Here is an 18607-nt window from a genome sequence, read left to right as displayed (position 1 = left end):
ATGAGAACTTGGTCTTAAGACCATTGCTTCGGGAGTGCTAGTCATGAATCATGGATTAGTTGATATTATCTATAACTACAGTCTCGCACTAACGTGTCTAATGACCTCAGAAAGTCTTGTAAAAAAAGTAAGAACTAACACATATGGTTGCATAACGATCAGGTGTGTTAGTTCTTGCTTTTGATTTAGGTTATTTTGCTAATGTGATAGTGTTTGTGTTTAACTGACGCGATTTTCTTTTGAATGGGGGTTACTTGGTGATGACGTAAGTACCACGTCTCCTTTCGCCGCCAGAGACTGGTGTGCAGGTAGCCATCTAACTCATAAGAAAGCAGCTTTGTTTTTTGACTGAGTGAAACAAAAGAGATGTTTTCAATCTCGGTTCGTTGGGAGTAAACGTGGCTATCTAGTTGCGCCTTGGTTAAACTCTTGCCACTAGAATCAATAAGCAAAAAGTCGTCTGAGAGCAGCTCTTGGTACTGGGGAATTTTTGCCAAGATCATTTTTTCCTGACGCAGGAGCTTTGCTTGCACATTTGCTGGAATCTCATCTTCAGGGATGCGAGAAGGCTCAACATGAATATCAATATCATAAACAGCAAAGCGTTCGCTGAGCATTTGCTCAACTTGTTCGGTAATAGCATGGCTTTCATAAACAGATAAATCAGGATGCATTTCTAAGACAATATCCAGATAAACATTACTGCCATAAGTCCGTCCGCGTTGCGATTTAACGGCATTAACCTTGGGAATTTCTAAAATAGCTTGCTCATATTTTTTTAAATGCCGGTTATCAAAACCGTCCGACAAACTAAAGGCACTTTGCATAAAAATATCAAAGGCTGTCTTTAAAATGAAGAAGGTAATGATAATCGCGGCAATTCTATCAATAATGGTTAAATGCAGCGAAGCAGCCGAAATAGCAACCGCTGTGCCGATCGAAGTGACCGCATCTGATAAGTTATCTTTAGAAGCGGCGGCCAATGCACTGGATTTGACGCGCTTAGATAAGCGCTTATTGTAGGTATAGACAAAAAACATTATTAGGGCGGATACCAGCCCAACAATGGCTCCAAGGGGGTCAACAGCAGTTTGATCATTTGCGATAATCGCCTCAATCGTTTGAGTGAGCACTTGAAATCCGACAAAAAACATCATAAAAGAAGTTATCAAACTGGAGATGTCTTCAAACTTCCAATGGCCAAAGCGGTGATTGTTATCAGCAGGCTGGCTAGCTAAATGAAGACCAATCAAGAGGGCTACATTTCCGACAATATCGGATAAGTTATTAAAACCATCAGCTATCAGAGAGTTGGAGTGCCACAGGGTCCCCATGACGAGTTTTGCAATACTAATCACTAAGTATGCACAAATACTAACAAGGGGACCACGTTTAGCCATTTTTACATTATCAATTGGATCTTGCTTCATCTTATCTCCTCTATACAATCCCCATTATATCATATGGCGTTCGTTTTTTTCAGCTGACTAGTAGGTCTTACGCCTGGTAAGAATATAACAAACGAGGTTTGTCAGCTGTCACTGTCTGTGATTATGAAAATAAGCTTGTGTTTCTTGGATGACTACTGGAGCAAGGGCCAACAAAGCAATTAGATTAGGAATCGCCATGAGGCCATTGACAATATCAGCCAGTATCCAAACAAAGTCTAACTTTAGATAGCCACCAAGTGCGACCATAGTGACAAATAGCAGCCGAAAATAATTCAGGTGGGCAGAACCCGCTAAAAAGGCGAAGCACCTTTCACCATAGTAGCTCCAACCAAGGATGGTGGTAAAGGCAAATAAGATCAAGGAAATCATAAAGGCAATCTGACCTAAATGGCCAAAAATAGAGGCAAAAGCAGCTTGCGTCAAAGGTGCCCCTTCAAGAGAAGAGGTCCATTGGCCAGAAACTAAAATAGCTAAGCCTGTTAAGGTACAGATAATGATGGTGTCAATAAATGTTCCTGTCATAGAGACTAAACCTTGCTCGACAGGTTGTTTTGTTTTAGCAGCAGCAGCTGCAATCGGAGCTGACCCAAGTCCGGCTTCATTGGAAAAGACCCCTCGAGCAATTCCTTTTTGGATAGCTTCTTTGACTAGGGCTCCGCCAAAGCCGCCCATGGCAGCAAGGGGAGTGAAAGCTGATTTAAAGACCAGTCCTAACATTGGCAGTAATTGGGTGTAGTGGCTACAAATAACCATTAATGTTGCTAGGATATAGGTAATAGCCATGAAGGGTACTAATTTTTCTGCGACTTTGGAAATACTCTGGATACCTCCAAAAATGATGAGAGCTACCAGGAGAGCTAGGAGGATGCTCAGCCATTTTGGTGATAAGCCAAAGCTATGATTGACTGCTGAAGTGATGGCATTGACTTGGGCGAATGTTCCAATCCCAAATAGGGCAACCAGAGTGCCAAAAAAGGCAAAGCAAGTGGCCAGTGGCCGCCATTTTTTGCCCATGCCTTGGGTGATGTAATACATCGGGCCTCCAGCCACCTGCCCCTTGTTATCAAGCGTACGGTATTTGATAGCTAATACGCCTTCGGCATATTTAGTGGCCATTCCCAGAAACGCCGCAACGCACATCCAAAAAAGGGCACCTGGTCCACCGGTTTTAATGGCTGTCGCCACCCCGACCATGTTACCGGTACCTACGGTGGCTGCAAGCGCCGTTGCTAAAGCAGCAAAACTCGAAATGTCCCCCTTGCCGTCGCTTTTTCGAAGAATCAGTGTCAAGGCAAAGCCTAATTTTTTGATTTGTAAGAAACCCAAGCGGATACTATAATAAAGCCCTGTACCCACTAGCAAAATCAGTAAGGGCGGTCCCCAGACGAGATTGTCAAGTTGGTTTGCTAAAGATGTCATCCTCTTCTCCTTTGTCAAAATGCCCATAACATCAAAAAAAGAAGTTATCCAAGGATAACTTCTGGTATGTAAAGACAAAAAGATACAAAAATAGAGATGTTTTGCATGCTTGTTTATCTTCTGTCCTTTTGCCTGAGAGATTGAGCAGGATTGCCTTGCCCCTTCGGCGCCATTGACTGGTCTCTCCAGAAGTTCGTCCATCAAGCAGTCCCGTTCAACAAGAGAACACCTGAGAGTATTAATCCTTCGGCGAAATGCTTTTCTTCTCCTGCTTGACATCATTCGATATTATGAAATTTACATCTATTTTACAAAAAGCGACAAAGAAAGTCAAATCTTATACCTGACTCATCAGGTGCTACTTAATGCTCACTAGCAAGCGTCCTTTTATCACGTATTACCTGGTCTGGGTCCTGGGCAAGCAGTAAGCTATCAAGCCTTACAGGCCGTCTTTTGGATGATAGTTTCTATTATCTTCAAGCAAAATGTCAGCAGCAGTTTATATTAAATAGCAATGCCTTAACAAGGTATTAAAACAAGGCATGGAGCTAAAAAGCGTACATGTTTTTTCATGCCTATGGCGGGGGGCAAATCTGTCAAATGGTTTAGTTTTTAGCTGTCTCATGTTATAATTGTAACGTTATAGGTCTGCCATTGACAGACCAAGTTAGGATAATTTTGGGAGATATGATGAATCCTTTATTGAATGGAATGAATGACAAACAGGCCTTGGCTGTGCAGACCACAGAAGGTCCCCTCTTAATTATGGCTGGTGCAGGTTCTGGTAAGACACGGGTCTTGACCCATCGCATTGCTTATTTGATTGATGAAAAATGTGTTAACCCCTGGAATATTTTAGCTATCACTTTTACCAATAAAGCGGCGCGTGAGATGAAAGAGCGGGCTTTGGCCCTTAATCCCGCTATACAAGATACCTTAATTGCTACTTTTCATAGCATGTGTGTTCGCATTTTACGGCGTGAGGCAGACCGGATTGGCTATAATCGCAATTTTACGATTGTTGATCCGGGTGAGCAGCGCACATTGATGAAGCGTATCCTTAAACAGCTCAATATTGATCCCAAAAAATGGAATGAGCGCACCATCTTGGCCACTATTTCCAATGCAAAAAATGATTTATTAGACGAAGTTGCTTATGAAGCGCAAGCTAGTGATCTTTATAGCCAGATTGTGGCCAAGTGCTATCGCTTATATCAAGAAGAGTTGCAGCGCAGCGAAGCGATGGACTTTGATGATTTGATTATGATGACCCTACGTCTTTTTGATCACCATCAGGACGTGTTGGCTTACTATCAACAACGCTATCAGTATATCCACGTTGATGAGTACCAAGATACAAACCACGCTCAATATCAATTAGTCAAATTACTGGCCTCTCGTTTTAAAAATATCTGTGTTGTAGGTGACGCCGATCAGTCTATTTATGGCTGGCGCGGCGCGGATATGCAAAATATACTTGATTTTGAAAAAGATTATCCCGATGCAAAGGTTGTCCTATTAGAAGAAAACTATCGCTCTTCTAAAAAAATTCTAAAGGCTGCTAATGATGTGATTGCTAATAATGCCAATCGCAGGCCCAAGGAATTATGGACGCAAAATCCCGAAGGTGAACAGCTCGTTTATTACCGGGCCCATGATGAGCAAGACGAAGCTGTCTTTGTAGCCTCGACTATCAGTAACATGGCACAAGAACTGGGCAAAGCCTTTAAAGAATTTGCAGTTTTGTACAGGACTAATGCACAATCTCGAACGATTGAAGAAGCTTTGTTAAAGTCAAATATTCCTTATACAATGGTTGGAGGAACGAAATTCTATAGCCGCAAAGAAATTCGTGATGTTATTGCCTATTTGACAGTCATCGCCAACCCAGCAGATAATCTATCATTTGAGCGAATTGTCAATCAACCCAAACGAGGTGTAGGACCAGGTACCTTGGAAAAATTACGGCAGTTTGCCCAAGGCAGTCAATTATCATTACTAGAAGCCTCATCTAATCTGCTCATGTCGCCTTTAAAGGGCAAAGCTGCCCAAGCAATGATGGAACTTTCTTCTATATTATATGAGTTGCGAGGAACGATGGACCGCTTGAGCGTCACCGAATTGACTGAGCAGTTATTAGATAAGACCCATTATTTAGAAGCATTAAAGGTCGAAAACACCTTAGAGAGTCATGCCCGCATTGAAAACATTGAGGAATTCTTAACTGTTACCAAGCATTTTGATGAACAAGAAAAGCTCGAAGCAGATGAGAGCGGTCTTGATCGATTAGGACGTTTTCTAAATGATTTGGCTTTAATCGCTGATACTGATGATGGTCAAACTGAAGCAGCCCAAGTAACGTTAATGACGCTACACGCTGCTAAGGGACTAGAGTTTCCAGTGGTCTTTTTAATCGGAATGGAAGAAGGTGTCTTTCCCTTGTCGCGTGCCAGTGAAGATCCTGATGAATTAGAAGAAGAGCGGCGCTTAGCCTATGTTGGCATCACACGTGCAGAACAACACCTCTTTTTAACCAATGCAAATACGAGAACTCTTTTTGGTAAGACTAGTTATAACCGCCCGACACGCTTTTTGCATGAAATATCCGAAGATTTGTTAGCTTATCAAGGCTTAGCTCGTCCAGCAAATAGTTCCTTTGGTGTTCGCTATAGCCAAGCGCAGATCCAGCAATTTGGTCAAGGGATGAGCTTATCCCAAGCTATTCAAGCGCGCAAAGCTCAAGAACAAGCTCGCTTGCAAGCGTCAGCTATTTCCCAAAAGCAAACCTCACAAGGGCTTGTTCCGGCGTGGGAGATTGGCGATATTGCCCACCATAAAAAATGGGGAGATGGTACAGTTCTTGAGGTCTCAGGAAGTGGCCCCACGATGGAATTAAAGATAAAATTTCCCCAAGTGGGTTTAAAGAAACTCTTAGCCAGTGTAGCCCCGCTTGAAAAACGTTCCTAAACATGTTTAACCTAGGTCTTTGGCCTAGGTTTTTTGTGAAAAAAGCTGAGCATAATGCTTGCCATCTCACTTCGAAGTTGTATAATTACAATATAAATTAAATAAAGAGTGGTCACTTTTTAGAAAGCTTTAAATATAAGCTTTTTAACATTAGTGATAAAAGGTTTATTCTAGCTATTTGCTAAATGACACTTATTGATTTAATTCATATAGTCACTTTTAAGAATAATAATATTCTTAAAAGATAACTTACATAAAGGAGAATGGTTATGGGAACTATTTGGTCGCTAATTGTAGGTGGACTCATCGGCCTTGTTGCTGGTGCAATTACTAAAAAAGGTGGCTCTATGGGCTGGATTGCCAATATTGTAGGTGGACTTGTTGGGGCTTATGTTGGTCAAGCATTATTAGGTACGTGGGGACCATCACTTGCGGGGATGGCACTGATTCCCTCTATTATCGGTGCCGTTATTGTTGTTATCGTTACTTCGCTGATTCTTAATCGGATGCCTAAATAGGCGTAGTGAAAAAAACTTTGCAAAATCAAGTCATATTACTTGCTATTATTTTCTGAGGGTGTATAATAACAATATAAACAATAAATAGTGTGGTCACTTAATAAAGTTTAAGTTTTAAGCAATAATCTCCTAGAGATAGGGCTTAAAAAATTTTACATTTTAAAATAACAACACTAAAATGAATTTGAGTAGTCACATTTTTGGGCTGACTCAAATTGTAAGAAAAAGGAGAAACATCATGGGAGTTATTTGGACATTAATCGTTGGCGGAATCATCGGCCTTGTTGCTGGTGCGATTACTAAAAAAGGTGGCTCTATGGGCTGGATTGCTAACATTGTAGCTGGTCTTGTTGGAGCCTATGTTGGCCAAGCATTGTTGGGTTCTTGGGGACCATCACTTGCTGGGATGGCACTGATTCCATCTATTATTGGTGCAGTAGTTGTAGTAATTATTACCTCACTAGTGCTAAGTAAAATGCATGATTAACAGTAGGTAAATCTTAAGCATAATGGGACTACTGAGAAATAGGTGCGAGTCATTCTGTTTATTTACCTTAAATTTTATAAGATTAAATCGAAGTGTCATTGGCTAGTTGAAAGCTAATTTTGGCTTAGCAGTGCTGGATGACTGATTTAGGAAAAAGGAGAATTATTATGGGAACTATTTGGACATTGATTGTTGGAGCTATTATTGGGGTGATTGCTGGTGCAATTACCAAAAAAGGCGGCTCCATGGGCTGGATTGCTAACATTGTAGCTGGTCTTGTTGGGGCCTATGTCGGTCAAGCATTATTGGGTTCTTGGGGACCATCACTTGCTGGAATGGCACTGATTCCCTCTATTATTGGTGCAGTCATTGTTGTTGCCGTTACTTCGTTTGTTCTTAGTAAGCTTCGCTAATAGGTCATAGCCTAGTTAGTGGAAGTTCTTCCATAGAGAAAAGAGGTAAATATGGCAAAGTCTTTGAAAATTATTTTCAGTCTTATTAGTCTGGTACTCTTATCTATTTTGCTGCTGGTGATTACAGCTACAGCGGGATATGTGAATTTACCAGCTAGTTATGATTGGCTCAGTTGGGATACTAACCAAGTCCCCTATTATCTAAATCCTGGTTTGTACTATTATTTCTTCTGGGCTGCTGTTGTGTTGGCAATAGTGGTTGTAATCGGATTATTAGTGGTGATTTTCTATCCACGTACCTATACCGAAATTAAGCTTGCTAAAGATAATGGCACCTTAATGTTGAAGAAAACGGCTATTGAAGGTTATGTTCGCTCGGCTGTGCAAGAAACTGGCTTAATGAAACGTCCCAATGTGAACATCTCAATGTATAAGCGTAAGTTTAAAGTGGATGTTGCTGGTCAGTTAGCCTCACGAGTAGGAGCAGCAGAGCAAATCAGCGGACTTAAAAAAGGCATTGAGACTGGTTTAAGTCAATTTCTTGGCCTTAATCGCCCAGTAAACTTTACTGTCCGTGTCAAAGATATTAAATCTACTGACCTCAGAACGGTTGACCATGATCGTGTAGAATAGGAGCATTCAGATGACATTTTTTGAAAAATATAAATATCCCATCATTGGTGCTGGAATTGGACTAATTTTAGCTATCTCATTTATTTCCTTTGGGTTTTGGAAAACCATTCTTGCATTAGTGTTTACTGCCCTAGGTGCCTATTTAGGATTGTATTTAAAGAAAACAGGCTTGTTGGAACAATTTCGTAACCGCAGATAATTAAGCAAAACTTAGTCCCAATCATATCAAAAAGGAGAATTACCATGACTGAAACTTACATTAAAAACACAACAAAAACAAACACTCATTTGGATGCTTCTGGTATCCGCGGCCAACTCACTTATGAAGATAAAGTTATCGAAAAGATTGTTGGGCTAGCCCTTGAAAATATTGATGGTTTACTAGCTGTTAATGGTGGCTTTTTCTCAAATCTTAAAGGAAAATTAGTTAACTCTGATTCCGTAAGAGATGGTGTTAATGTCGAGGTTGGTAAAAAACAAGTCGCAGTTGACTTAGATATTATTGCTGAATATCAAAAGCATGTGCCAACTATCTTCAAGCAAATTAAAGAAGTGGTTGAACAAGAAGTTAAAAAAATGACTGATCTTGATGTTATTGAAGTAAATGTCAATGTTACTGACATTAAAACACGTGCCCAATACGAAGCTGATCAAGTATCACTCCAAGATAAAATGAGCGATGCTGCCCAAGCTACTAGCCAATTTACCAGTAAACAAGTAAATAACGTCAAATCTTCTGTCAATAATGGAGTTGATAATATGCAAACGGAACCTCGTGTGCAATAATAACTGATTTTTGAGATTTAATTTAAGAAAGGTGGCCTATCATGTCTGAAGAAAAATGGAATGCAAAAGTTGATCAAGCAGGTGGTAAAATCAAAGAAGGTCTAGGAAAAGTGACCGGTGACAAATCATTAGAATCAGAAGGAAAAGTTGAAAAAGTTTCTGGTAAATTTGATGAATTTGTGGCTAATGCTAAAGATACATTAGAAGGTCTTTCTAAAGGGTTGAAAAAAGACAAAGATGAAGAAAGGAAATAAGATGGCAGAAAATACAATTAAAACAAAACTAACTTATGATGATAAGGTTATTGAAAAAATTGTGGGTCATGCCCTTGAAAATGTTGATGGCTTACTAGCTGTTAGTGGTGGCTTTTTCTCTAACATTAAAAACAACATGGTCAATTCTGACTCTGTCACCGATGGGGTGAATGTTGAGGTAGGTAGCAAAGAAGTAGCTGTTGATTTGGATGCTATTGTTGAGTACGGTAAGGATATTCCAAAAGTCGTTGAAGGCTTAAAACAAATCGTTGCCCAAAATGTTGATGTTATGACACACTTAAAAGTTGTTGAAGTTAATGTCAATGTGGTGGATATTCGGACCAAGGAAGAGCAAAAAGAAGCTGAAGTAACTGTTCAAGATCGTGTATCAAGTGCTGCAAGCTCAACTTCCAATTATGTCAGTGAAAAAACTGATCAAATCAAAACATCAGTTGCTGAAAAGTCTAATACCCATTCATCAACTAACTAGATTTGTTTTAAATACTCATTTTGATAAGACAAAGGGCTGGTTGACTAACCAGCCTTTATTTTAAACTGGATTAAAATGAGTTAAGATTGAAATTGCAATGTGATAAAAAAGATAGTAAAATGTAATAAACACTGCGATATTCAAAAGAAAGGAGTGGAAAATGACGAAAGCGAATCAAAAGGAGCTGACCAGCTCAAAATATCAACAAATCGCCATCTCTGTGGCCGGGCGAATTGCCAATGGAGAATATGAAGTTGGGGAAAAGCTAAAATCACGGACTACTATAGCTTCAACCTTTAATGTATCGCCAGAGACAGCACGTAAGGGTTTGAATATCTTAGCGGATTTGAAAATTTTAACTCTCAAACACGGTAGCGGGGCCATTGTCTTATCAAAGGAGAAGGCGATTGAATTTATAAAGCAGTATGAAACGACCCATTCTATTGCTGTTATCAAAGAAAAGATTCGGCAAAATATTGCTGCTCAGCAAAATGATATGGATCAGCTGAATGTGTTAGTAAATGACTTTTTAATGCAAAGTCAGTCGATTAGTAAGCAATATCCTTTGGCACCTTATGAAATTATAGTAAGCCGTGATACAGAACACTTTGGTAAATCGATTGGTGTGCTTAATCTTTGGCATCAAACAGGTGCAACAGTAGTTGCAATAGAGCATGATGGCAAGTTTCTAATCTCGCCAGGCCCGTATGCAGTTATTGAAAAAGGTGATCATATCTACTTTGTTGGAGATGATACGGTTTATTCTCGAATGAAAAATTTCTTCAATCTTTCTATGGGATTATAGCATCCTTACCTGATATCGTTTAGATTGAAGAAAAGGGTCATTACCAACAATTTTCTTCAATCTTTTTTTAAAGCAAAACCATACTCAAAAAGTAGCAGCGCTGCTTAGTCAAAAAACGCAAGGAAATGTTACCATTTCACGGTTTTTCTTTTGATGGTAGTTGGCAACGTTATTGCTATTGTGAGCTAGAGTGTTTCTAGCTTTTTATTTTTAGAAAGAAATCCATCGCTCTGCTATAGAAGAGAGCAAGCAGAATAGGGAGGACAATCAAATGCCATTAGTTAAAGGACAAAGCTGTAGACTTAGCTGGGCCACCACTACTGTTGTAAGTTGGTGATGTTGTACCTGATGTCAAGCAATTTAGCAAATGCCCCCTTAAACTAAAAGCTGCGAGGTCAGACTGCTAGAAATGCAAAGCCAGAAGACTATTCTAAAACGAATGAGGGAAATCAAGTGCCAGTCAAAAAGATTGGGCACCAACTTCATTCGTTTTTTGTCATCCTTGAATGCCTTCACAGTTTTGGTCTAAATCCACTTCTGTTTACTTTACGATTAAAAACACGTGCCAGGTTTCTTGAAAAATGGTTCGCGCTTCTTCAAACACTTGTGAAAGCTCTTTCATAATCATATAATAGACTTAGAACATAAAAAAGCTTTTTTGACAAAGCTTTATGGCACAGGTAACAGGGGAGGCTGATTTTGTCCTATATCTCATTAGATGAAGTATCACGGTTTTATAAGATGGGGGATCATACGATTTATGCGAATAAAGACATCACCTTTACAATAGAAAAAGGCGAGCTAGTGGTTATCCTAGGTGCTTCTGGTGCAGGAAAATCTACTTTATTAAATATTTTAGGTGGAATGGATCAAGCTGATCAGGGGCAGGTTCTGATTGATGGGCAAGATATTACCCATTTTAATAGCAAGCAATTGACGGCTTACCGCCGTGAGAATGTCGGCTTTGTATTTCAATTTTATAATTTAGTTCCCAATCTTACTGCTAAGGAAAATGTTGAATTGGCAGTTGAGCTTGTCCGGCATCATCGTGATCCTAGTGAGGCATTGGCGGATGTTGGCCTTAAGGAAAGGCAAAATCATTTTCCCAGTCAGTTATCAGGCGGGGAGCAGCAGCGCGTTTCGATTGCTCGCGCCTTGGCTAAGTCGCCTAAGCTATTGCTTTGTGATGAACCTACGGGAGCTTTAGATTATCAAACTGGTAAGCAAGTTTTGACATTATTGCAAGACCCTCGCACACACCCAAGCTACCACGGTCATTATTGTTACGCACAATAGTGCTTTAGCTTCGATGGCTGATCGAGTGATTCGTTTGCATGATGCTAAAGTCGAGTCTATCACGGTTAACGCCCAGCCAGTTCCTATCGCTAATATTGACTATTAAAAGGAGCAGTAAATGCATACGCTATGGAAATCGCTTTTTCGATTGATTAGGGAAACCAAGGCACGTTTTATCTCACTCTTTTTATTAATGACTTTGGGTTCGTTTGCTTTAGTTGGTTTAAAAGCAGCAGGACCTGACTTAGAGCAAACAGGAAATGCCTTTATTAGACGCCACCGGGTGGCTGATGTGATGGTACTAGCAAATCAAGGCTTTTCAGAGCGGGAAAAAGAGCGATTGGCTCACCTAGACAAGGTTGATACGAGTTATAGCCGAGTGTTAGAAGCAACTATGGGTCACAAAGGAAAGCAGGCTATCCGTTTGTTTCAAAAACCGAGCCAGCAGTCCTTATTTCAGCTTACAGCAGGGCGCTTGCCTCAAATGAAGACCGAGGTTGCACTAGCTCCCTGGTTAGAAAAGCAATATCCTTTAGGTAGCTCGATTAGCTTAAAGCCGCAAAATCACGGCACTTTAAGATATAGAGATTATAAGGTGGTAGGCTTTGCCTATTCTTCAGAAATTTGGTCAAAGACCAACCTTGGTGCTTCTACACAAGGTGATGGGAATCTTAAGGCCTATGCGGTACTCTCAAAAGAAGCTTTTCAAATGCCTGAGAATATGGCCCGCATCTCTTATCAGGATTTAGCTCCTCTTGGTGGCTTTACTAAGGCCTATAAAATGCAACTTCAAAAGTATCAAGCAGCCCTTGATCAAAAACTAAAAACGCTGACACAAGAAGCTAAGCAGCGCCAGCAAAAAGTCCTCCAACAGACCAAGGACAACAAAAAGATAGGGAAAGAAAGGTTTCTAGAGTCACCTAGGTTTACAAGCTTTAATCGGATGACTCTAGCTGGGTCAGAAGGTTATCAGTCGTATGATACTGCTATTAGGTCCATTCAGATGATTGGTCAAATCTTCCCCCTTGTTTTATACATAGTGGCTGCCCTAGTGACCTTTACTACGATTTCACGCTATGTTGATGAAGAGCGGCTCAATTTAGGTTTATTGTTAGCTATGGGCTACTCTAAACAGGCCACTGGAATGACGGTAATAACCTATGGCTTTTTGGCTAGCTTTTGGGGCAGCTTATTGGGAATTATTGGTGGAACCTATTATCTAGCTGATTTGATTGCAGGTATTATTGTTAAGCCACTGGGCCTTGGACAAGTTAGTCTTGTTTTTGATGTATCATCTGCAGCCTTGGCCCTTGTTTTTGCTATGGTTGCGGCAGTTTTACCAGCCTTTTTGGTCGTTCGACAGACCCTTTTAGCTCGTCCAGCGCAGCTATTGGTGCCAAAACCACCCACTAAGGGGGCAAAGGTATTTTTAGAATATTGGCCTTGGCTTTGGGGTAAGCTATCGTTTACGCAAAAGGTCACTACCCGTAATATGTTACGCTCCAAAAAAAGGATGATGATGACCTTGCTTGGGGTGGCAGGTTCTGTGACTTTAATGTATGCTGGCCTTGGGCTTCAAGCTTCTTTGTCGTCTATGGTAAAACAACAGTTTCATCAATTGACGCCTTATGATTTACTGGTTTTTGTGAAAAAGCAAAGGCAAACAAGAGATTTTAAACGGTTAGAGCATACTTTGGAAAGCTCTGCTATTGCTGATAAGCAAGAGGTCCGGATTAGTCAGCTGCAGGTCACTATTGACGGCCAGACGAATAAGCAAGCTGTTACGATCTTAGTGAGCCCAAATGCCAGCCTACACCCTTTTATTGGGCTATATGACGCTCGTTTTGGCCAGTGCCTTCGGGTGCCTGAGCGAGGAATCCTTTTATCCGATCTTTTATCCAAAGCCTATCAGGTCAAAGAGGGGCAGATGCTAACGATTACAGACGATCAAGGTCAAACCTATCAAGCACGCGTTGCGGGTATTATTGATATGAAGGTTGGGCATTACATAGTGGTTTCACAGGGTTATTATCAACATGTCTTTGCTCAGCTTCCTGTAGAAGATGGCTATTTTCTTCAATTACAGTCTAGGCGAGCAAGTGCGATTAAAGCAGCAGCAAGTACCATTTTAAAGGAGCCAGCAGTTAGCCATGTCAGTCAACAATTGACACTGCGCCATTCTGTAGAAGCTACTGTTCGCTCCTTACGTCATATCATGATTCTTTTGGTGGTTTTAGCTACGGTTTTAGCTTTGGTGATTCTGTATAATTTAACAGCTATCAACATGGCTGAGCGGGCACGAGAACTCTCAACCCTAAAAGTCTTAGGTTTTTATGATGGAGAAGTTACCTTTTATATCTATCGTGAAACGCTTGTTTTGACAGGGCTTGGTATCTTACTTGGTTTGCTTGGGGGATGGGGCCTTCACCGATTGATCATGGCACAGTTAGTAACGGAGTCCATGCAATTTGGTCATGCTATTGCGTGCTATGTGCTGGCTCTACCTATTTTTACCATTTGTTTGGTCGTTGCCAGCTTAGCTTTTTGGGTTCATTATCAGCTTAAGCGCATGGATATGCTTGAAGCCTTGAAGTCGGTTGACTAAAGTCAGAAAAAAGGCAGTAGTGGGATATATCAGCCCTTGTTTTTCATTTTTCACTTGAGGAATTAGGAGAAATGTAGTAGTATTTAAATACTATATTTTAATAGAAGGATACTAGAGTAATGCAAGAGCAGATTAGGGCTTATTTGGAAGATGGCCGTCCTAAGATTCGTTTAGCTGAGGTGACAGAATGCTTTAAAGGAAAAGCGATCGCTAAGCAGCTGCCACCAGGTGACTTTCGCCTTATTAATTTATCAGATATGGGCAATGAAGGCATTCATTATGAGAGCCTGCGCTCTTTTCAACAGGATCGCAGGCAACTCCTGCGCTATATTCTAGAAGATGGTGATGTGCTGATTGCTTCTAAGGGTACCGTCAAAAAGGTCTGTGTCTTCCATCAACAAGACCATGAAACGCTTGCTTCTTCCAATATAACGGTGCTACGTCCCACATCACATGTGCGTGGTTACTACATTAAATTTTTCCTAGATTCGATGATTGGCCAGGCATTTTTGGAGGCAGTTGACCGTGGTAAAAATGTGATGAACCTCTCAACAAAAGAATTACTGGAAATTCCGATTCCAGAATTACCTCTAGTCAAACAAGATTATCTCATTAGCCGTTATCTTAGAGGCTATAATGATTACCAACGCAAGATGCTGCGGGCCAAGCAGGAGTGGGATCACCTTCGTGCTGAAATTGAACGCCATCTTAATTAACATAATTCCATTAAAAAGAGAAAGAAAATGAAAGAAATAAAATGTCCGCATTGCCAGACTGTTTTTACGATTGATGAGTCTGAGTACAGTCAACTCCTGGCTCAAGTACGAGGAGAGGCGTTTGACAACGAGCTGACTGATCGCTTACACAAAGAGGTCCAGCTCCTTGAGGAACGTTCGCAGTCGCAACTGCAAAAAGCTATCTCAGAAAAGGAACAAGAGATTTTAGGATTACAAAGTCAGCTTGAGCAGCTTGCAAAAGAGCAAAACTTTAAACAAAATCAGCTTTTGGCTGACAAAGAAAAAGAGATCTTGACACTAGAGAGTAAGCTATCTCAGCTCAGCTCCCAAAACGCATTGGACTTGGCCAAAGGCTTAGCAGCTAAAGAAAAAGAAGTCTCCCAGTTACAACATCAACTAGATAAACTCTCACTTGAGCAAGCGCGTGCTTACCAGGAGCAATTAGTGAAAATCGAAAAAGAACGGGATCAGGCGCAAAGCCAGCTGGCTCTGCAAGAAAAAGAAAGTCAATTATCAGTTAATGCATTGAAATCTTACTATGATGCTCAATTAACCGCTGCAAATGAACAAGTTGCTTTTTATAAAAATTTTAAAGCGCAGCAATCCACTAAAGCCATTGGCGAGAGTCTGGAAAACTATGCTGAAACCGAATTTAATAAGGTGCGTAGCTATGCTTTTCCCAATGCAACTTTCACCAAGGATAATACCCTATCAGCACGTGGATCCAAGGGAGACTTTATTTACCGCGAAACAGATGAAAATGGCGTCGAGCTGCTTTCGATTATGTTTGAGATGAAAAACGAAGCTGATACGACCAAAACCAAGCATAAAAACAGTGATTTTTTCAAGGAATTGGATAAAGATCGCACTGAAAAAGAATGTGAATATGCTGTACTTGTGTCCATGCTTGAGGCAGACAATGACTATTATAATACAGGGATTGTTGATGTTAGTCATGAATTCCCCAAGATGTATGTTGTTCGTCCGCAATTATTCATCCAGTTGATTGGCTTATTGCGTAATGCCGCTTTAAATGCTCTTCACTACAAGCAGGAACTAGCTCTTGTAAGGGAACAGCATATTGACATTACCCATTTTGAAGAAGATCTGGATCACTTCAAGACTGCTTTTGCTAAAAACTATAATTCTGCCAGCCAAAACTTTAAAAAGGCGATTGACGAAATTGACAAATCAATCAAACGCATGGAGGAAGTCAAGCGTTTCTTAACGACCAGCGAAAACCAGTTGCGTCTAGCTAACAATAAACTAGAGGATGTGTCTGTGAAAAAATTAACGCGACACAATCCAACGATGCGAGCCAAATTTGATGAGCTCTAGATAATCGGATAAGAACACTCAGTGTACGCTTGATACTTTGACATTGCAAGTTGGTGACGACTAAGACTGATTGCTTGTCAAAGTTCTTTCAATGGCGTTATAATAAATAAGTTATAAGAAAGAATAAAGTAGATGAAATCGGGAATTATCAATGTCAAAAAAGACGCAGGTATGACTTCGCATGATGTTGTATTTAAGCTGCGACGGATGCTTCATGAGAAAAAAATTGGACACGGAGGGACCCTGGACCCGGATGTAGTGGGAGTGTTACCGATTGCAGTTGGACGAGCAACGCGGGTCATTGAATACATGAGCGATGCTGGTAAGAGCTACCACGGTCAAATCACCCTGGGTTATGCCACATCAACAGAAGATGCTAGTGGTGAGATTGTTCAGAGGACGCCAGTGTCTTCTGATCTGACCGAAGCAATGGTTGATCAGGCTATGACTAGTTTTTTAGGTGAAATTGAACAAATTCCTCCGATGTATTCTGCAGTAAAAGTCAAGGGACGTAAGCTGTACGAATATGCCCGTGCTGGCCAATCAGTAGAGCGTCCGAAGCGCCAGGTTCAGATTAAAAGCTTTGAACGCACAACGCCGCTTGTCTTTGAAAAAGACTTATGCCGTTTTGGTTTTAAGGTCACCTGTGGCAAAGGGACTTATGTGCGAACACTGGCTGTAGATTTGGGGCAAAAACTAGGTTACGCCAGCCATATGTCTTATTTACAACGAACGGCTGCTGCCGGCTTAGCTATTGATTCAGCACTTAGCCTAGAAGAAATTTCGTCTAAGCTAAAAGCCAACGATTGGTCCTTCTTATTGCCCATCGAAGCAGGAGTAGCAGATTTGCCACAGGTTCAACTTAGTCAAGCTGCCTATACTGATATTAGCTTTGGTCGACAGGTCATCTTAGCCGTAGAGGCGCCATTAGTGGCTGCTTTTTATAAACAAAAATTGGTTGCCATTTTAGAGCGTAGATCAAAAGCTTACAAACCCAAAAAAGTATTAATAGAATAAATAGGAATATTATGGACATTCAACAGATTGAAACCTATCAAGACATTCATGAATCCAAGCCGACAGTGCTTGTTTTAGGCTACTTTGATGGCTTACACCGAGGACATAAGTCCTTGTTTGATAAAGCGCAGACTCTAGCCCAGGCAGAAGGACTTGATGTGGTTAGTTTCACCTTTAATGAAAGTCCCAAGCTTGCTTTTGTTAAATATCAACCAGATCTTCTCTTACATATTACACGCCCTGATTTACGTTACCAAAAATTTGCCGAATATGGTGTTAAGCGTTTGTATTTAACAGATTTTACCACAACCTTTTCAAAAATTTCCTCGGATGACTTTATTGAATCGTTTATCGGAAAACTTAACCCTAAGTATATCGTGGTGGGCTTTGATTATAAATTTGGTCATAATCGCACCGATAGTGATTATTTGCGACGTAATTTTGCAGGTACTGTCTATACCATGCCAAAATTGCAAGAAGCTGGTCGGAAAATTTCCTCCACCTGGATACGAGAGGCTATCTATGCTGGCGAAGTTGCCCAGGCTAATCGCTTGCTAGGTTATCAATTTTCTACACGAGGTATGGTTGTTCATGGTGATGCTCGTGGTCGGACCATTGGTTTTCCTACAGCAAATTTAGCACCGATTGACCGCACTTTTATCCCAGCCGATGGGGTCTATGTGACTGATGTCGTGGTCCGGGGGAATCGCTACCGCTCTATGACCAGTATTGGTAAGAATGTCACTTTTGGTGGAAAAGAGATGCGCTTAGAAGTTAATATCTTTGGTTTTGATGGTGAACTTTATGGTGAGTCTTTAGAAATTATCTGGCTTGATAAGATTCGTAATATGGAAAAATTTGAGGGCATTGAAGAACTAGTGGACCAACTTAACCATGATAAAGAAATTGCATTAAATTGGAAAAAAGATAGCCAATTTAATTAAATTTTTGTATAATGAGGTAAGCAAAAACAATTGAGGAATGATATGGTTACCTTATTTTTATCACCAAGTTGTACTTCTTGTCGTAAAGCAAGAACATGGCTCTTAAAGCATGAAGTTGATTTTGAAGAACATAATATTATAACAAGCCCCTTGAATCACGATGAATTGATGACCATTTTGTCGTTTACAGAAAATGGAACAGAAGATATTATCTCTACACGGTCTAAAGTCTTTCAGAAACTGGACATTGATGTTGAAGATTTGTCGATTTCGGATTTGATTGAATTGATTGCCACCAATCCAAGTTTGCTGCGCCGGCCAATCATCATGGATGATAAGCGGATGCAGATAGGTTTCAATGAAGATGAAATTCGTGCCTTTCTTCCTAGAGACTATCGCAAACAAGAACTACGCGAAGCCACAATTCGTGCAGAAATCGAGGGATAA

General features: G+C 40.6%; 18 protein-coding genes, 1 pseudogene and 1 riboswitch. Of the genes and pseudogenes, 17 read left to right on the top strand and 2 right to left on the bottom strand.

The genetic code is table 11. The annotated features are described in order from the left end of the window. Nucleotides 1–185 precede the first annotated feature (185 nt). Both K5J94_RS07395 and K5J94_RS07390 read right to left on the bottom strand, forming a co-directional pair. The gene (locus K5J94_RS07395) at nucleotides 186–1430 is read right to left on the bottom strand and encodes a cation diffusion facilitator family transporter (protein WP_221912767.1); all 1245 of its coding nucleotides are present in this window, start codon (nucleotides 1428–1430) and stop codon (nucleotides 186–188) included. 108 nt (nucleotides 1431–1538) lie between these two features. After that, a complete protein-coding gene (locus tag K5J94_RS07390) occupies nucleotides 1539–2870 on the bottom strand; it encodes an alanine/glycine:cation symporter family protein (RefSeq protein WP_221912766.1) in 1332 nt (443 codons plus the stop codon). A 110-nt stretch (nucleotides 2871–2980) separates the two neighbouring features. Beyond that, a riboswitch (glycine riboswitch) is annotated at nucleotides 2981–3069 on the bottom strand. Nucleotides 3070–3557: 488 nt separating this feature from the next. Here K5J94_RS07390 and pcrA point away from each other — a divergent pair. The 17 genes and pseudogenes from pcrA to K5J94_RS07305 all read left to right on the top strand — a co-directional run bounded on the left by pcrA (nucleotide 3558) and on the right by K5J94_RS07305 (nucleotide 18607). Next, a complete protein-coding gene (gene pcrA, locus K5J94_RS07385; RefSeq protein ID WP_408022829.1) occupies nucleotides 3558–5837 on the top strand; it encodes a DNA helicase PcrA in 2280 nt (759 codons plus the stop codon). A gap of 269 nt (nucleotides 5838–6106) precedes the next feature. Beyond that, entirely contained in the window at nucleotides 6107–6355 is a 249-nt protein-coding gene (locus tag K5J94_RS07380; RefSeq protein WP_159564017.1) for a GlsB/YeaQ/YmgE family stress response membrane protein, read from the top strand. A gap of 238 nt (nucleotides 6356–6593) precedes the next feature. Then, the gene (locus K5J94_RS07375) at nucleotides 6594–6842 is read left to right on the top strand and encodes a GlsB/YeaQ/YmgE family stress response membrane protein (protein ID WP_221912764.1); all 249 of its coding nucleotides are present in this window, start codon (nucleotides 6594–6596) and stop codon (nucleotides 6840–6842) included. 167 nt (nucleotides 6843–7009) lie between these two features. After that, nucleotides 7010–7255, top strand: coding sequence for a GlsB/YeaQ/YmgE family stress response membrane protein (locus K5J94_RS07370; protein WP_159544022.1), 246 nt, complete (start codon nucleotides 7010–7012; stop codon nucleotides 7253–7255). A 51-nt stretch (nucleotides 7256–7306) separates the two neighbouring features. Continuing rightward, nucleotides 7307–7888 carry an alkaline shock response membrane anchor protein AmaP gene (gene amaP, locus K5J94_RS07365; protein WP_159544020.1) on the top strand — a complete coding sequence of 194 codons (582 nt, stop codon included), beginning with the start codon at nucleotides 7307–7309 and terminating at the stop codon, nucleotides 7886–7888. Nucleotides 7889–7898: 10 nt separating this feature from the next. After that, nucleotides 7899–8087, top strand: coding sequence for a DUF2273 domain-containing protein (locus K5J94_RS07360; protein WP_159544018.1), 189 nt, complete (start codon nucleotides 7899–7901; stop codon nucleotides 8085–8087). Between the two features lie 44 nt (nucleotides 8088–8131). Beyond that, nucleotides 8132–8674 carry an Asp23/Gls24 family envelope stress response protein gene (locus tag K5J94_RS07355; RefSeq protein ID WP_159549530.1) on the top strand — a complete coding sequence of 181 codons (543 nt, stop codon included), beginning with the start codon at nucleotides 8132–8134 and terminating at the stop codon, nucleotides 8672–8674. A 41-nt stretch (nucleotides 8675–8715) separates the two neighbouring features. Further along, nucleotides 8716–8928 (top strand): CsbD family protein, encoded by a 213-nt coding sequence (locus tag K5J94_RS07350; RefSeq protein WP_159544014.1) that lies wholly within the window; start codon nucleotides 8716–8718, stop codon nucleotides 8926–8928. 1 nt (nucleotide 8929) lies between these two features. Continuing rightward, a complete protein-coding gene (locus K5J94_RS07345) occupies nucleotides 8930–9418 on the top strand; it encodes an Asp23/Gls24 family envelope stress response protein (protein WP_159549524.1) in 489 nt (162 codons plus the stop codon). Nucleotides 9419–9578: 160 nt separating this feature from the next. After that, nucleotides 9579–10223, top strand: a complete 645-nt coding sequence (locus K5J94_RS07340) for a TrkA C-terminal domain-containing protein (RefSeq protein ID WP_159544010.1) — start codon at nucleotides 9579–9581, stop codon at nucleotides 10221–10223. Between the two features lie 699 nt (nucleotides 10224–10922). Continuing rightward, nucleotides 10923–11625: pseudogene (locus K5J94_RS07335) on the top strand (ABC transporter ATP-binding protein). A 12-nt stretch (nucleotides 11626–11637) separates the two neighbouring features. Continuing rightward, nucleotides 11638–14124: an ABC transporter permease gene (locus tag K5J94_RS07330; protein ID WP_221912762.1), complete on the top strand. Its 2487-nt coding sequence runs from the start codon at nucleotides 11638–11640 to the stop codon at nucleotides 14122–14124. 119 nt (nucleotides 14125–14243) lie between these two features. Next, on the top strand, nucleotides 14244–14840 hold the full coding sequence (locus K5J94_RS07325) for a restriction endonuclease subunit S domain-containing protein (protein ID WP_221912760.1): 597 nt from the start codon (nucleotides 14244–14246) through the stop codon (nucleotides 14838–14840). 27 nt (nucleotides 14841–14867) lie between these two features. Then, a complete protein-coding gene (locus tag K5J94_RS07320; RefSeq protein WP_159564014.1) occupies nucleotides 14868–16199 on the top strand; it encodes a DUF2130 domain-containing protein in 1332 nt (443 codons plus the stop codon). 132 nt (nucleotides 16200–16331) lie between these two features. Further along, entirely contained in the window at nucleotides 16332–17216 is an 885-nt protein-coding gene (gene truB, locus K5J94_RS07315; protein ID WP_221912759.1) for a tRNA pseudouridine(55) synthase TruB, read from the top strand. A gap of 11 nt (nucleotides 17217–17227) precedes the next feature. Next, the gene (locus K5J94_RS07310) at nucleotides 17228–18160 is read left to right on the top strand and encodes a bifunctional riboflavin kinase/FAD synthetase (protein WP_159564013.1); all 933 of its coding nucleotides are present in this window, start codon (nucleotides 17228–17230) and stop codon (nucleotides 18158–18160) included. Between the two features lie 42 nt (nucleotides 18161–18202). Then, the gene (locus K5J94_RS07305) at nucleotides 18203–18607 is read left to right on the top strand and encodes a Spx/MgsR family RNA polymerase-binding regulatory protein (RefSeq protein ID WP_159543997.1); all 405 of its coding nucleotides are present in this window, start codon (nucleotides 18203–18205) and stop codon (nucleotides 18605–18607) included.

The sequence above is a fragment of the Streptococcus halichoeri genome (assembly GCF_019774635.1).
Classification (GTDB): Bacteria; Bacillota; Bacilli; order Lactobacillales; family Streptococcaceae; genus Streptococcus; species Streptococcus halichoeri.
Note: the sequence above shows the minus strand (reverse complement) of the source record. Positions and strands in the feature narration are given on the sequence as shown.